Raw genomic sequence first — 14,038 nt, forward strand, 5'->3', positions numbered from 1 at the left:
CTGACGCAAGACCAACCCCCTGCACGTTTGGGCCCGGCGCCTTCGCCGGGCTCTCGGCACCCGTCGCGGAGCCCAACATCCCCACGGCGGACGGCCCGCGACCTGTCCGAAAATTGACAGGGCCACGGGCCGTATACCGTACCGCTTGTCAGGTACTCCCGGGAGTTGACTGGTCAGTAGTCTCAACTACCAACACCCGAGCCGGGGTTCGGGTTCGGCAGCGGCCGACCGGGACACCCGCAGCTCATCGCGGTGATCACGCTCCGCACAGGGTCCCCGGGCCGGAGCCCCGGGACGCCTGCGGCGGTCGGATCAGTACGCGCGGGCCACCAGGGCGAGGTTGCCTTCCTGGTCGTCGGCGGCCGGCACGGTGCCGTCCGCAGCGACGATGCAGCGCACCGACACACCCTGCTCGGCCAACTTGGCCTCGCCCTCGGGGCCGAGGTCGGCCCAGGAGATCCGGCCCCAGCCGGTGGCGGCGGCCTCGACGGCCTCGTCGATGGTCTTGACGTCCACCGTGCGGGCCTCGCGGCGCTCGCGGGACTCACGCAGCAGCTGCGCCTGGTCCTCCTCCAGGATGCCGGGGACGATCGCGGCCAGGGAGTCGACCTGGACCGGCGACTTGCCGCCGGCGATCCGGCGGGCCAGCATCGCGGTGCCGGCCTCCAGGTCGCGCGGGCCGACCTCGATGCGCAGCGGCACGCCCTTGAGCTCCCAGTCCACGGCGCGGCGGCCGAACGGGGTGTCGGTGCGGTCGTCGACGACCACCCGGACGCCCGCGGCCTCCAGCTGGGCACCGATCTCGCGGACCTTGGCCAGCACCGCGTCCTCGCCCTTGATGGCCAGGACCACGACCTGGACGGCGGCCAGCCGCGGCGGGACCCGCAGACCGTTGTCGTCGCCGTGGGACATGATCAGGCCGCCGACCATGCGGGTCGAGACGCCCCAGGAGGTCTGCCAGACGAACTCGCGCTCGGCGCCCTGGAGCTGGTAGGTGGTGTTGAAGGCCTTGGCGAAGTTCTGGCCCAGCTCGTGGCTGGTGCCCATCTGCAGGGCCTTGCCGTCACGCATCATGCCTTCGAGCGTGAGGGTGTTGATGGCACCGGCGAAACGCTCGCGGGCGGTCTTGCGGCCGAGCACCACGTCGATGCCGAGCACGTTGGTCATGAAGTCGCCGTAGACCTCCGTGTGGATGCGCGAGGCGTAGTCGCGGGCGTCCTCGTAGGTGGCGTGGGCGGTGTGGCCCTCCTGCCAGAGGAACTCGGTGGTGCGCAGGAAGACGCGCGGGCGCAGCTCCCAACGGACCACGTTGGCCCACTGGTTGATCAGCAGCGGCAGGTCGCGGTGGCTCTGCACCCACTTGGAGAAGTACTCGTTGATGATCGTCTCGGAGGTGGGCCGGACGACCACCGGCTCCTCGAGCTCCTTGCCGCCGCCGTGGGTGACCACCGCGAGCTCGGGGGCGAAGCCCTCCACGTGCTCGGCTTCCTTGGTCAGGTAGGACTGCGGGATGAACATCGGGAAGTACGCGTTCTGGGCGCCGGCCTTCTTGATCCGGGCGTCCATCTCCTGCTGCATCCGCTCCCACAGGCCGTAGCCGTACGGTCGGATGACCATGGTGCCCCGCACCGGACCGTTGTCGGCCAGCTCTGCCTTGTTGATGAGGTCCTGGTACCAGCGCGGGAAATCTTCCGCCTGGGGGGTGAGAACGGGTGCCTTAGCCATGGGCCGAATGGTACGGGGAGCGGCGGCCGGACCGTGAATCCGTTTCGCCGCCCCGGCCCGCAGACGGGGCGGGGAGCACGCCCGCGCACACCCCGGGGCGCACACCTGTGGCGCGCGGAGACCTGCTCGCACCCCTCTGGACGACGGCGGCGACCCGCTGTTCGCTGAGAGGGGCCGGGGGGGTGCCGGGCTGCGGCACACGCAGCCGATTCCGAGGACCGACGTGGACCGATTGGGAGGCCGTGATGGCTTCAGCGCGAGTGACCGGCAGCACCGTGGACCGGGTCCGGGCGGACGGTCCGGCGGAGCGGCGCGGTCGGGCGCGGGACTGGGCGGAGATCCAGGAGCGCATGCTCGTCCCCCTCTACCAGGACGTTTACCGGCGGCTTGAGGTCGGCGCGGCGACCAGCCTGCTCGGGGTGGGGTGCCGGTCCGGGCTGGCGCTGCTGCTCGCCGAGGGGCGCGGGGCGCAGGTCGCGGGGGTGGAGTGGGACGAGGAGCTGCGGGAGCTGGCGGTGGCCCGCGGGCTGGAGGTGGCGCCCGGTGGGAGCCTCGCCCGTTCGGCGCACTCCGTCCCCCGGCCGGCGCACTCCCTGGTGACGGTTTTCGAGCAGTCGCCGACGCCCGCGCTGGTCGCCTGGTCGGCGCAGCGCACGCTCCCCGGTGGGCTGCTGGTGCTCGCGGACCGGGGCCCGGCGGAGTGCTGCGAGAGCACGGCGGTGCTGGAGGTGGCGCACCGGCACACCCCGTCGGAGGACCGGGAGGAACCCGCGCCCGCAGCACTGGAGTCGCTGCTGGTCTCCGCCGGTCTGCGCCCGTCGATGGCCGGCCGGGTGGTCTGCCCGTTCGCGTACGCGGACCTGGACTCGGCGATCCGCGGTCTGCTGGCCACCGGCCTGTTCGACCGGGCGGAGCAGCAGGCCGGGGCGGCGCTGGTGGCCAAGGAGCTGGAGGAGGCACTGCATCCGTACCGGTGCCCGGACGGCTCGGTGCGGATGGTGAACGAGTACCGCTGGGTGGCGGGCGCCCGGCCGGATCCGGATGACGAGAACCTGGGCCGGAGCGGCCCTAGTCGCGGCTGAGTCCGGCGGCGGCGTAGGCGGCGTCCTCGTCCAGGGTCTCGGCCTCCAGCAGGGCGGTGGCGAGGGCGTCGAGGCGGTGGCGGTGCCGGTTCAGCAGGACGATCGCCTCCTCCCAGCATTCGGCGACGATCCGGCGGGCCTCCTCGTCGACCGCGTCCAGGGTGGTGGGGGCGGCGGACAGGCCGTACGGGGACTGGCCGTCGTTGGGGATGGCGGTGACCCGGCCGACCAGGCTGCTCATGCCCCAGCGGCCGGCCATCGAGCGAGCGATGGTGGTGAGCTGTTCGAGGTCGCTCTCGGCGCCGGTGGTGACCACGCCGTACACCACCTGCTCGGCGGCCATCCCGCCGAGCGCGCCGATGATCCGGCCGCGCAGGTAGGGCTCGGTGTAGGAGTAGCGGTCGGTGTCGGGGGTGGAGAGCGTGACGCCGAGGGCGCGGCCGCGCGGCACGATGGTGACCTTGCGGACGGGGTCGGCGCCGGGCTGGAGCATGCCGAGCAGGGCGTGCCCGGACTCGTGGTAGGCAGTGCGTTCGCGTTCCTGTTGGGGCATCACCAGCGGTCGCACCGCACCGAGTTGGACCTTCTCCAGGGCCTCGGACAGGTTCTCCTGGTCGACCGCGTCCTGCTGGCGCTTGACCGCCAGCAGCGCGGCCTCGTTGACCAGGTTGGCCAGGTCGGCGCCGGTCATGCCGGGGGTGGTGCGGGCGACGATGTCGAGGTCGGTGCCCTCGGCCAGCGGGACTTCGCGGCTGTGGATCCGCAGGATCTGTTCGCGGCCGGCCCGGTCGGGCGGGCTGACGGTGATCCGCCGGTCGAAGCGGCCGGGACGCAGCAGCGCGGGGTCGAGGATCTCGGCCCGGTTGGTCGCGGCGATCACGATGACGCCCTCGGAGCCGGAGAAGCCGTCCATCTCGGTGAGGATCTGGTTGAGCGTCTGCTCGCGTTCGTCGTGGCCGCCCATGCCGCCACCGCCGCCGCGCTGGCGGCCGATGGTGTCGATCTCGTCGATGAAGATGATCGCGGGGGCGACCTTGCGGGCCTCGGCGAACAGGTCGCGGACCCGGCTGGCACCGACGCCGACGATCATCTCGATGAACTCGGACGCCGAGGCGGAGAAGAACGGGACGTCCGCCTCCCCGGCGACCGCGCGGGCGAGCAGGGTCTTGCCGGTGCCGGGCGGACCGGACAGCAGGACGCCGCGCGGCATCTTCGCGCCCAGTCGGCGGTAGGCCTGCGGGTTCTTCAGGAAGTCGACGACCTCGCTGAGTTCGGCCTCCACCTCGTCGATGCCGGCCACGTCCTGGAAGGTGCTGCGGCGGCCCTGGCTGGTGTCCACCGGCTTCGGCGGGGCCTTGCGGCCGAGTGCGCCACCGCCGAGCCCGCCGGCCATCCGGCGGGCCAGGAACACCCAGACCGCGATCAGCAGCAGCATCGGGGCGAGCGAGATCAGCAGGTTGGCCAGGAAGCTGCGCTGCTGCACCACCGGGCGGGCGATCACCTCGACGTTCTGCGCCTGGAGGGTGCCCCAGAGGTTGTCGGTGGCGAACGCCGGGCGCTGGGTGGTGAATTCGCTGTAGTCGCCCTTGCCGCCGTCCGGCTTGGGCTGCTTGTTCCTCAGGGTGCCCTCGATGGAGTCGCCCTTGGAGTAGATCTTGGTGATGTTGCCGCTGTTGAGCTGCTTGCTGAACTCGGTGTACGAGATGGTGGTGGAACCACCGCCACCGAAGAAGCTCAGCAGCAGGTCGGACAGCAGGAACACCACCAGGGCGGTGAGAATCAGGCCCGTCCACCCGCCCGGCATCTTCTTCTTCGGCGGCGCGGGCGGCGGCGCCCCCTCGGAGCGCCAGGGCTGGTCGGGGGTCTGACGCGGCGGCACGGGGTTGCTCACCAGCCGGACGATACGGACATTCCGTCCGCTGGTCGGCGCGCAACGCCGCGACGCCGCGACGCCGCCCGTCAGCGCACGGGGGTCGGCCACTCCTCCGCCGTCAGCGCGAACCGCTCGTGATCCCGCCAGGCGCCCTGCAGGAACAGCATCCGCGGCGTGAACCCCTCGTGCCGGAAGCCCAGCCGGCGCGCCATCGCCACCGAACGCTCGTTGTCCGGCTGCACGTTGATCTCCAGCCGGTGCAGCCCCAGCCCGCCCTGCTCGGCCGGCGTGAAGCACCGCTCCACCACCAGCCGCATCCCCTCCGACATCCGGCCCGTCCCGGCGAACGGCACGTACGAGTCGTAGCCCAGCACGCCGTTGCGGAACCGGGCCATCACGATGTTCGCCACATTGCACTTGCCGACCATGCCGCCGGTCTCCTGATCGAAAATCAGGAACGTCCGCAGGCCCGCCCCCTGACGGCTCAGCAAATCCGGCAGACCGTCCGGCTCCACCGGGTTCCACCGCCCGATGTGTTCGGCGGAGCGCCGCACCGCATCGGCATAGGGAACGACATCATCGGGGCGAGGGGCTCGGATGGTTACGCGCATGCCAGCCATCATTGCGCAGGCGGGTGCGAAAACAGGGGCGCGGGGAACTGCGCGAAGCGGAAGGCACCCACCAGCAAGATCGCGACGCGGGCAATGACTTGCCATTGATCGCGACCTTGCGGACCGGTGCATGGCTGGTCGCGCAGTTCCCCGCGCCCCTGTTTGTGCACCCAACCGCTCGTGCAGGTCTCCCCGCACCCCTGTCTTCGCATCCCAACCGCTCGCGCAAGTCTCCCCGCGCCCCTCCTTTCGCACCCAACTATTCGCGCAAGTCTCCCCCGCGCCCCGGGTGCGCTCTGCCTGGTCCGGCACCCGCCTTACAGCAGGTCCTTGAACTCCTTGGGCAGCTCGAAGTCCGCCGGCCCCTTGCCCGCCGGGAGGCCGAACGCGTTGCCGTCGGCCTGGCCCGGCCCGAGGGCCTTGCGCTCGGCGGCCGCCGCCTCCTCCTGGGCCCGCTTGAGCGGGTTGCCGCTCTTGCGCTTGCCCTTGGCGACCGGGGCCTTCTTGCCGGAGCGCTTGCCGCCGCCACCCATGCCGGGGATGCCGGGCATGCCCGGGATGCCCTTGCCGGAGGCCATCGCGGACATCATCTTGCGGGCGTCGAAGAACCGCTCGACCAGGCTGGAGACCTCGCCGACCTGGACGCCGGCACCCTTGGCGATGCGCAGGCGGCGCGAGCCGTTGATGAGCTTCGGGTCGGTGCGCTCGGCCGGGGTCATCGACTTGATGATCGCGCCGACCCGGTTGACGTCCTTGTCGTCGATGTTGTTGATCTGGTCCCGGATCTGGCCCATGCCGGGGAGCATGCCGAGCAGCTTGGAGATCGAGCCCATCTTCTGGACCTGCTCCAGCTGCGACAGGAAGTCGTCGAGCGTGAATTCCTTGCCGCCGCCCTGCAGCTTGGCGGCCATCTTCTCGGCCTCGGCCTGCGAGAAGGTCTGCTCGGCCTTCTCGATCAGCGAGAGGACGTCGCCCATGCCGAGGATGCGCGAGGCCATCCGGTCGGGGTGGAAGGCGTCGAAGTCGTCGACCTTCTCGCCGTTGGAGGCGAACATGATCTGGCGGCCGGTGACGTGCGCGACGGAGAGCGCGGCACCGCCGCGGGCGTCGCCGTCGAGCTTCGAGAGCACCACGCCGGTGAAGTCGACACCTTCGAGGAAGGCCTGCGCGGTGGTGACCGCGTCCTGGCCGACCATGGCGTCGACCACGAACAGGACCTCGTCCGGGTTGACGGCGGCGCGGATGTCCGCGGCCTGCTGCATCAGTTCGGCATCGATGCCGAGGCGGCCGGCGGTGTCGACGATCACGACGTCGTACTGCTTCTGCTTGGCGTACTCGATGGAGTCGCGGGCGACCTGCACCGGGTCGCCGACGCCGTTGCCGGGCTGCGGGCCGTAGAAGGCGACGCCGGCCCGTTCCGCCACGACGCCGAGCTGGGTGACGGCGTTGGGGCGCTGGAGGTCGCAGGCGACCAGCAGCGGGGTGTGCTTCTGTGCCTTGAGCCAGTGGCCGAGCTTTCCGGCCAGGGTGGTCTTACCGGCGCCCTGGAGACCGGCCAGCATGATCACCGTCGGGCCGGTCTTGGCGTACTTCAGGCGGCGGGTCTCGCCACCGAGGATGCCGATCAGCTCCTCGTTGACGATCTTGATGATCTGCTGGGCGGGGTTCAGCGCGCCGGAGACCTCGGAGCCGAGGGCGCGGTCCTTGACCTGCTTGATGAAGGCGCGGACCACGGGGAGCGCGACGTCCGCCTCCAGCAGGGCGATCCGGATCTCACGCGCGGTGGCGTCGATGTCCGCCTCGCTGAGACGGCCCTTGCCCCGGAGGTTCTTGAACGTCGCTGCGAGGCGGTCGGAGAGAGTGTCGAACACGTCGGTCGCGGGTCCCTTGCGGCATCGAGTACGGGTACTGTCGTCGCCCCCAAGGGTAGCCGTACGCCCGATGGACGGTCTGCGCCCCTGCGTGAACGGGCTCTCAGCCGGTCTTCAGAGCGTCCCGCACGGCCTGTGCCACCTGCTGTGCGCGCTCCGGCTCCAGCGGCCGGCCGTCCTCGGTGGTCAGGTAGAACGCGTCCACCGCCTCCGCGCCCAGGGTGGACACCTGCGCGGTGCGGACCCGTACGCCCGCGGCGTCCAGGGCCCGGCCGATCCGGTGCAGCAGGCCGGGCGCGTCGTGGGCGCGCACCTCCAGGACGGTCGCGGAGTGGGACGCCGTGCCGGGGGCGACGGTGACCACCGGCGGCGGGGTGCGGATACCGGGACGGCGCGGGGCGGCGGCGTCGCGCTCGGCGAGTCGGCGGGCCACGTCCAGCGAGCCGTCCAGGGCGCGGCGCAGGTCGGCGCGCAGCCGGGCCGTCTCGGGGACGTCGCCGTACTCGGCGGCCACTGTCCAGGAGATCAGCAGGACGGGGCCGGCGCCGGCCGGGTCGAGTTCGCGCAGGACGGCCTTGCGGACGGTCAGGCGGTGCACGGCGAGCAGGCCGGCCACGGTGCCGAGCAGGCCGGGGCGGTCGGGGACGGCGAGGGTGAGCTCGACGCCGACGGACTCGGTTCCGTCGGCGTCGAGTTCGGCGCGCAGGGCGAGCGCGGGGCCGCCGGTGCGGGCGGCCTCGACGGCGAGGCGTTCCTGTTCGGCGGTCGGGGTGCCGGTGGCGGGCGGCCGGGGGGCGCCGGCCAGGCGGGCGGCGGTGCGGTCGACCAGCTGGTCGACCAGCGAGGCCCGCCACGCGGACCAGGCGGCGGGGCCGGTGGCGGTGGCGTCGGCCTCGGTGAGCGCGTGCAGCAGCTCCAGGTGGGTCCGGTCGCCGACGGTCTTCGCGATCAGGTCGGCGGTGGCCGGGTCGTCGGGGTCGCGGCGGGTGGCGGTGTCCACCAGCGTCAGGTGGTGGCGCACCAGCAGCGCCAGGGTGTCGGTGTCGGCCCGGTCGAAGCCCATCCGGGCGGCCAGCTCGCGGACGATCGCCTCGCCGGCCTCGGAGTGGTCGCCGGGCAGGCCCTTGCCGAGGTCGTGCAGCAGGGCGGCCACCAGCAGCAGGTCGGGGCGGGCGGTGCGGCGGGTCAGTGCGGCGGCCCGCACCGCGGTCTCGATCAGGTGCCGGTCGACGGTCCAGCAGTGCACGGCGTTGCGCTGGGGGCGGCAGCGGACCCGTTCCCAGTCGGGCAGCAGCCGGGCGATCAGCCCCTCGGTGTCCAGTGCCTCCCACACCGGCAGGCAGGCCTCGCCGGCGCCGAGCAGGCCGACCAGCCTGTCCCGGGCCTCGTCGGGCCAGGGAACCGGCAGCGGTCCGGTCTCGGCGGCCAGCCGACGCACCGTGGCGTGGGCAATGGGCAGCCCGGCCTGGGCGGCCGCGGCGGCGGCGCGCAGCGGCAGCACCGGGTCGGTGGCGGGCCGGGCGGCCGGTGCGAGCACCGCCTCGCCGTCCTGCTCGACCACGCCCTCGGCCAGCGGGCGGCGTTCGACGGGCGTGCCTCGGCGCGCTCCGCGGAAGAGGCGGCCGCGCCGGGTGCGGGCGGCGAGCACCCGGTCGACGGCCCGCCAGGTGACGTCGGAGGCGTAGGCGACGGTGCGGGCGGCCTCGTAGACCCGGCGCAGCAGGGTGTCGGCGTCCGGGACGCCGAGCTGTTCGGCGACCTGGTCGTGGTCCTGCAGGGCGAGCCGTTCGGTGGCCCGGCCGGTGCTGAGGTGCAGGGCGTCGCGGACGTCGGCGAGGGTGCGGGCGGCGGCGTCCAGGCCGTCGCGGGGGGCGTCGGCGAGCCAGCTGGCGGCGATCGCGTCGAGTGCGGCGAGGTCGCGCAGGCCGCCGCGGGACTCCTTGAGGTCGGGTTCGAGCAGGAAGGAGAGTTCGCCGTGGCGTTCGGCCCGGGCCCGGCCGAGGGCCCGCAGCTCGGGCAGCCGGGCGGGGGCGGCGGCGCGCCAGTCGGCGAGCACCTGGGTGCGCAGCCCGGCGGTCAGCTGCCCGTCTCCGGCCAGGTGGCGGGCGTCCAGCAGGCCGAGGGCGGCCTTGAGGTCCTCGGCGGCGACCTGGCGGGCCTCGGCGGGGGTGCGGACGGCGTGGTCGAGGGCGATGCCGCTGTCCCAGACGGGGTACCAGATCCGTTCGGCGACCTCGGGGTCGAGCGGGCCGTCGTGCAGCAGCAGCACGTCCAGGTCGCTGCGCGGGGAGAGTTCGCCGCGGCCGTAGCCGCCGACCGCGACCAGGGCGGTGCGGGCGGGGGCACCGGCCGTCCGGTGGAGGCCGGTCAGCCAGTGGTCGGTGAGCCGGGCCAGGGCGGTGCGCCGGTCGCGGCCGGTGCCGGCGGAATCGGCCAGCAGCCGGGCGCGTTCGGCGAGGTGGCCGCGGTCGCCGGGGTCGGTCGTCATGGTCAGAGCGCGTCGGGACCGCGTTCGCCGGTCCGGACCCGCACCACGGTCTCCACCGGGACCGACCAGACCTTGCCGTCGCCGATCTTCCCCGTGCGGGCGGCCCTGACCACCACGTCGATCAGCTGCTCGGCGTCCTCGTCCTCGACCAGTATCTCGACCCGGACCTTGGGCACCAGGTCGACGGTGTATTCGGCGCCCCGGTAGACCTCGGTGTGGCCGCGCTGCCGCCCGTACCCGCTGGCCTCGGTGACGGTCAGCCCGTGCACCCCGAACGCCTGCAGGGCCTCCTTGACCTCGTCCAGGCGGTGCGGCTTGATGACGGCGGTGATGAGCTTCATCGGGCGTCGACCTCGGTCTTCTCGGTGGTGGTGAAGCTGGCGGCAAGGCGGGCCGGGCCGGCCCCGAGGGTGGTGAAGTCGTAGGCGGACTCGGCGTGTTCGGCCTGGTCGATGCCGGCCACCTCGACGTCCGCGGCGACCCGGAAGCCGATCGTCTTCTGGATCGCCGTGCCCAGCAGCCAGGAGAGCACGAACGAGTACACCAGCACGGCGGCCACGCCGAGCGCCTGCCGGCCGAGCTGGCCGAACCCGCCGCCGTAGAACAGGCCGGCCGCCTGCTGCCCGACGTGGCCGGTGGCGAACAGGCCGACCAGCAGCGAGCCGATCACGCCGCCGACCAGGTGGACGCCGACCACGTCGAGCGAATCGTCGAGCCCGAAGCGGTACTTGAGGCCGATCGCGGCGGCGCACACCGCGCCCGCGACCAGGCCGAGGGCGATCGCGCCGAGCGGCGACACCGAACCGCAGGCCGGGGTGATGGCGACCAGCCCGGCCACCGCGCCGGACGCCGCGCCCAGGGTGGTGAACGCGCCGTGCCGCAGCCGCTCGTACGCGAGCCAGCCGAGCATCGCGGCGGCGGTGGCGACCTGGGTGTTCATGAACGCCATCCCGGCGACGCCGTTGGCGGCCAGCGCCGAGCCCGCGTTGAAGCCGAACCAGCCGAACCACAGCAGGCCGGAGCCGAGCATCACCAGCGGCAGGCTGTGCGGGCGCATCGGATCCTTCCGGAAGCCGATCCGCGGGCCCAGCACCAGCACCAGGGCCAGGCCCGCCGCTCCGGCGTTGATGTGCACGGCGGTGCCGCCGGCGAAGTCGATCACGCCGGCCCGGTCGCCGAGCCAGCCGCCGTGGCCGCCGTCGAAGAAGAACACCCAGTGCGCGACCGGGAAGTAGACGATCGTCACCCAGAGCGCCACGAACAGGCTCCAGGACGCGAACCTGGCCCGGTCCGCGATCGCGCCGCTGATCAGCGCCGGGGTGATGACCGCGAACATCAGCTGGAACGCGGCGAACGCGGTGACCGGGATGCTGCCGGTGAGCGCGTTCAGGTCGATGCCGCGCAGCCCCACGAAGTCGAGGTTGCCGATCAGCCCGGCGCCGGCGTCCGGCCCGAAGGCCAACGAGTACCCGTAGAGCACCCAGAGCACGCTGACGATCGCGAGCGAGACGAAGCTCATGGCGAGCATGTTGAGGGTGCTCCGGACCCTGACCATGCCGCCGTAGAAGAAGGCCAGACCCGGGGTCATCACCATGACCAGGGCCGCACTGATGAACACGAAGGCGGTGTCGCCCGCGCTGAAGCCGTCCGGCATCGGCGTCTCCTCCCAGCTGGAAGCCGCTCCGTGCCGGGACGTGTGCCTGTCCCGGCATGGCGGCGATGGGAGGAGCGTGCCGAAGGCGGGTTTCCGCCGATGCGGCCTGGTGTTTCACCGCAGTGACGTGGTTGACGCGTCCGTTACGAGCGCGTGAACCGGGAGGGCGGGATCAGATCACCGAGACGAACTCCGGGATGTCCTGAACCACCCGCTCGGCCAGCCGGTCCACCCCGGGCACGCCGCGGAAGTCCCTGGTGGCCGCCTCGGAGGTCTTGCGGACCCGGGTGTTCAGGCGCTCCGAGCGGACCTTGCGGGCGATGTCCACCGCCGCCTCGCAGTACTCCGCGGCCTCCTCCGGCTCCCGCTGGAGCAGCCGCACCGAGGCCATGCCGACCAGGTTGAACGCGTAGGTGCGGACGTGGTCGCCGTCCTTGCGGAACAGGTCGACCGCCTTGGTGATCATCGGCTCGGCGGCCTTCGCCATCGCGGTGCTCCGGTCCGAGGTGTACGCCAAGTCCCGGTAGGAGTGCCCGTTCTCCGCGTTGAGCTCGGCCGCCGAGAAGAACCGCAGCCAATTCGGCGTCTCGTCACCGGTGTTGATGTCGCTGAAGGTGTCCTCCGAGAGCCGGATCGCCCGGGCGCAGCGGTTGACCTCGCCGATGGTGGCGTACGCGCGGGCCTCCATCGCGTACAGCAGCGACTGCTGGCGGGTGCTGGCGGTGTCCCGGCTGCCGTACTGGGCGAGGTGGATCAGCTCCAGTGCGTCCTCGCCGCGGTTCAGGTGGATCATCTGCCGGCACATGTCGGTCAGCACGTGCGCGCCGAACGGCCGGTCCCCGGCCTCCTTGGCGGCGTGCAGCGCCAGCACGTAGTACTTCTGCGCGCTCGGGTGCATGCCCACGTCGTAGGACATGAAGCCCGCCAGGTGGGCGAGTTCGGCGGTGAGCCGGAACAGCCGCTTGGTGGTGGCCTCCGGGTAGGTCTCCTGCAGCAGGTCGGTGACCTCGTGCAGTTGGCCCACCACGGCCTTGCGGCGCAGGCCGCCGCCGTTCTGGGCGTCCCACTTCCGGAACATCTCGGTGGTCTGCTCCAGCAGTTGCATCTCCGGCTCGGACAGCCGCCCGGAGAACTGCTCGCCGCCGTTGGCCGCCGCCAGGATCGGGGTGGGCTCACCGTTCGGGCCCGGCGTCAGCCAGCGCTGCATCGGCTCGATCAGTGCCGCGCCCGCCGTCAGTGCCAGTGAAGTGCCCAGAAAACCACGGCGGTTGAGCATCAGGTCGCTGCGTGAGTACTCGCTGATCGCCTGCACGGTCTGCTGCGGGCTCCACGGCAGATCCACCCCGGCGCCGACGGTGGTCACCGGGATGGCGGCGCGCAGGCCGAGATCCTCGATCGACACCACCGAGCCGAAGCGCTCGGAGAACAGCTCGGACATGATCTTCGGGATCGGCTCGCGCGGCTGCTCGCCGTCCAGCCAACGGCGCACCCGCGAGGTGTCCGTGGAGACGTGGTGCGCGCCGATCTGGCGTGCCCGCCGGTTCACTTGGCGCGCCAGCTCGCCCTTCGACCAGCCACTGCGCGCGAACCAGGAGCCCAGCTTCTCGTTCGGCTGCTTCTCACCCATGGGACCGTCCCCATCCCGCCCCGGACCGGGGCTCCCGCTCGCCTTGACGACTCGTCATTCCGCGGCACCGCTGTGACCGGTCCGCTGCATTCCGTATCCAGAACGTAGCGTCCCTCCGCCATCCGAGGGAGCAACGTCGCGGAAACGCCACCTTTCGCCACCCCCACGAGTGAACTACCGGGCGTGGAGCCACGATTCACTGGGTGTCAGCCCGGCATGACCACGGCACATGCCCGGACCCGACGGAGGCACGCGTGCGGCAACGACGATCCGGCATCCGAACCAGCGGGGCAAGGCGCTTGCTCGCCCAAGCCGCCCGAATCGGTGTGCGCCGGTCCGCGCGCGCCTCCGGCGCACCACGCAGCACACGCCCACCGGGCGACGCACTGTCACCATCCCGTAACCACCGGCAACCGGAGCCTGTTGGAGGAGGCATGGACAAGCTGTTCGGCACCCTGCGACTCGCGCCCCTCGGCGCCCGTCGCCGCACCCGGCCCACCGCGCTCCGGGCCGCCACCGAGTACTCCGGGCGCTGGGGCTGGACGCTCGCCGCCGGCAGCCCGCCCCCGCACCCCTCGGTCCGCTGCGAGTGCGCCGTCCCGCTCTGCGCCGCGCCCAACCTGCACCACGAGGTCGGCCCGCTGATCGCCCCCGGCACCGGCGCCGCCGAACTCGCCGCGAGCTGTCCGGCGGACGCGCCGCTGCTGCTCCCCACCGGCCACCAGTTCGACGTGCTGGACGTACCGGCCCGGCCCGGCCTCCAGGCCCTGGTCCGGCTCGAACGGATGGGCACCCAGGTCGGCCCCGTCCTCGCCTCCCCCACCGGCCGGCTGCTGCTCTTCGTCGCCCCGCGCACCGCCGAGCGCCTGCCCGACCTGCTCTACCGGATGGGCTGGGACGACGCCTCGCTCGACCTCACCTGCCACGGCCTCGGCTCCTACCTGGCCGCGCCCCCGGTCGCCCTCGGCACCCTCGGCCCCATGCGATGGCTGCGCCGCCCCACCGCGGACAACCCCCCGCCGGAGGCCCGCCTGCTGCTGGGCACCCTGGCGTACGCCTGCCACCGCGCCCGCGACCGGGCGACGCTGCTCGCGAGCTAGGGCCCGT

General features: G+C 72.6%; 10 protein-coding genes. 2 read left to right on the plus strand and 8 right to left on the minus strand.

All coding sequences use genetic code 11. The features are described 5' to 3' along the window. Positions 1–312 precede the first annotated feature (312 nt). Complete coding sequence (gene proS, locus ACFV18_RS29305) at positions 313–1,725, minus strand: proline--tRNA ligase (protein ID WP_380488252.1); 1,413 nt, start codon at positions 1,723–1,725, stop codon at positions 313–315. Between the two features lie 245 nt (positions 1,726–1,970). Here proS and ACFV18_RS29310 point away from each other — a divergent pair, with 245 nt between their 5' ends. Continuing rightward, positions 1,971–2,807: a class I SAM-dependent methyltransferase gene (locus tag ACFV18_RS29310; protein ID WP_380488253.1), complete on the plus strand. Its 837-nt coding sequence runs from the start codon at positions 1,971–1,973 to the stop codon at positions 2,805–2,807. On the opposite strand, the gene ftsH is transcribed toward ACFV18_RS29310, so the two are convergent. The 7 genes from ftsH to ACFV18_RS29345 all read right to left on the minus strand — a co-directional run bounded on the left by ftsH (position 2,794) and on the right by ACFV18_RS29345 (position 12,931). Next, positions 2,794–4,698, minus strand: coding sequence for an ATP-dependent zinc metalloprotease FtsH (ftsH, locus tag ACFV18_RS29315; RefSeq protein ID WP_380488254.1), 1,905 nt, complete (start codon positions 4,696–4,698; stop codon positions 2,794–2,796). The two genes, ACFV18_RS29310 and ftsH, sit on opposite strands and share 14 nt — an antisense overlap. A 68-nt stretch (positions 4,699–4,766) precedes the next feature. Next, positions 4,767–5,303: a GNAT family N-acetyltransferase gene (locus ACFV18_RS29320; protein WP_380488255.1), complete on the minus strand. Its 537-nt coding sequence runs from the start codon at positions 5,301–5,303 to the stop codon at positions 4,767–4,769. A gap of 305 nt (positions 5,304–5,608) precedes the next feature. Next, positions 5,609–7,162, minus strand: a complete 1,554-nt coding sequence (gene ffh, locus ACFV18_RS29325) for a signal recognition particle protein (protein WP_380488256.1) — start codon at positions 7,160–7,162, stop codon at positions 5,609–5,611. 103 nt (positions 7,163–7,265) lie between these two features. Further along, positions 7,266–9,650: a [protein-PII] uridylyltransferase gene (locus ACFV18_RS29330; protein ID WP_380488257.1), complete on the minus strand. Its 2,385-nt coding sequence runs from the start codon at positions 9,648–9,650 to the stop codon at positions 7,266–7,268. 2 nt (positions 9,651–9,652) lie between these two features. Then, positions 9,653–9,991 (minus strand): P-II family nitrogen regulator, encoded by a 339-nt coding sequence (locus ACFV18_RS29335; RefSeq protein ID WP_380488258.1) that lies wholly within the window; start codon positions 9,989–9,991, stop codon positions 9,653–9,655. Further along, positions 9,988–11,304 carry an ammonium transporter gene (locus ACFV18_RS29340; RefSeq protein ID WP_380488259.1) on the minus strand — a complete coding sequence of 439 codons (1,317 nt, stop codon included), beginning with the start codon at positions 11,302–11,304 and terminating at the stop codon, positions 9,988–9,990. The genes ACFV18_RS29335 and ACFV18_RS29340 overlap by 4 nt, the downstream gene beginning before the upstream one ends. A 172-nt stretch (positions 11,305–11,476) precedes the next feature. Beyond that, positions 11,477–12,931 (minus strand): hypothetical protein, encoded by a 1,455-nt coding sequence (locus ACFV18_RS29345; protein ID WP_380488260.1) that lies wholly within the window; start codon positions 12,929–12,931, stop codon positions 11,477–11,479. A gap of 434 nt (positions 12,932–13,365) precedes the next feature. On the opposite strand from ACFV18_RS29345, the gene ACFV18_RS29350 reads away from it, so the two are divergent. Next, positions 13,366–14,031 (plus strand): bifunctional DNA primase/polymerase, encoded by a 666-nt coding sequence (locus ACFV18_RS29350; protein ID WP_380488261.1) that lies wholly within the window; start codon positions 13,366–13,368, stop codon positions 14,029–14,031. Positions 14,032–14,038: the final 7 nt, after the last annotated feature.

It is taken from the genome of Kitasatospora sp. NPDC059673, assembly GCF_042734215.1.
GTDB lineage: Bacteria > Actinomycetota > Actinomycetes > Streptomycetales > Streptomycetaceae > Kitasatospora.

What these genes read in the sequence shown, in the direction of transcription:
- proS (WP_380488252.1), bottom strand. Translation starts at nt 1,725, where the DNA reads ATGGCTAAGGCACCCGTTCTCACCCCCCAGGCGGAAGATTTCCCGCGC.
- ACFV18_RS29310 (WP_380488253.1), top strand. Translation starts at nt 1,971, where the DNA reads ATGGCTTCAGCGCGAGTGACCGGCAGCACCGTGGACCGGGTCCGGGCG.
- ACFV18_RS29320 (WP_380488255.1), bottom strand. Translation starts at nt 5,303, where the DNA reads ATGATGGCTGGCATGCGCGTAACCATCCGAGCCCCTCGCCCCGATGAT.
- ACFV18_RS29330 (WP_380488257.1), bottom strand. Translation starts at nt 9,650, where the DNA reads ATGACGACCGACCCCGGCGACCGCGGCCACCTCGCCGAACGCGCCCGG.
- ACFV18_RS29335 (WP_380488258.1), bottom strand. Translation starts at nt 9,991, where the DNA reads ATGAAGCTCATCACCGCCGTCATCAAGCCGCACCGCCTGGACGAGGTC.
- ACFV18_RS29340 (WP_380488259.1), bottom strand. Translation starts at nt 11,304, where the DNA reads ATGCCGGACGGCTTCAGCGCGGGCGACACCGCCTTCGTGTTCATCAGT.
- ACFV18_RS29345 (WP_380488260.1), bottom strand. Translation starts at nt 12,931, where the DNA reads ATGGGTGAGAAGCAGCCGAACGAGAAGCTGGGCTCCTGGTTCGCGCGC.
- ACFV18_RS29350 (WP_380488261.1), top strand. Translation starts at nt 13,366, where the DNA reads ATGGACAAGCTGTTCGGCACCCTGCGACTCGCGCCCCTCGGCGCCCGT.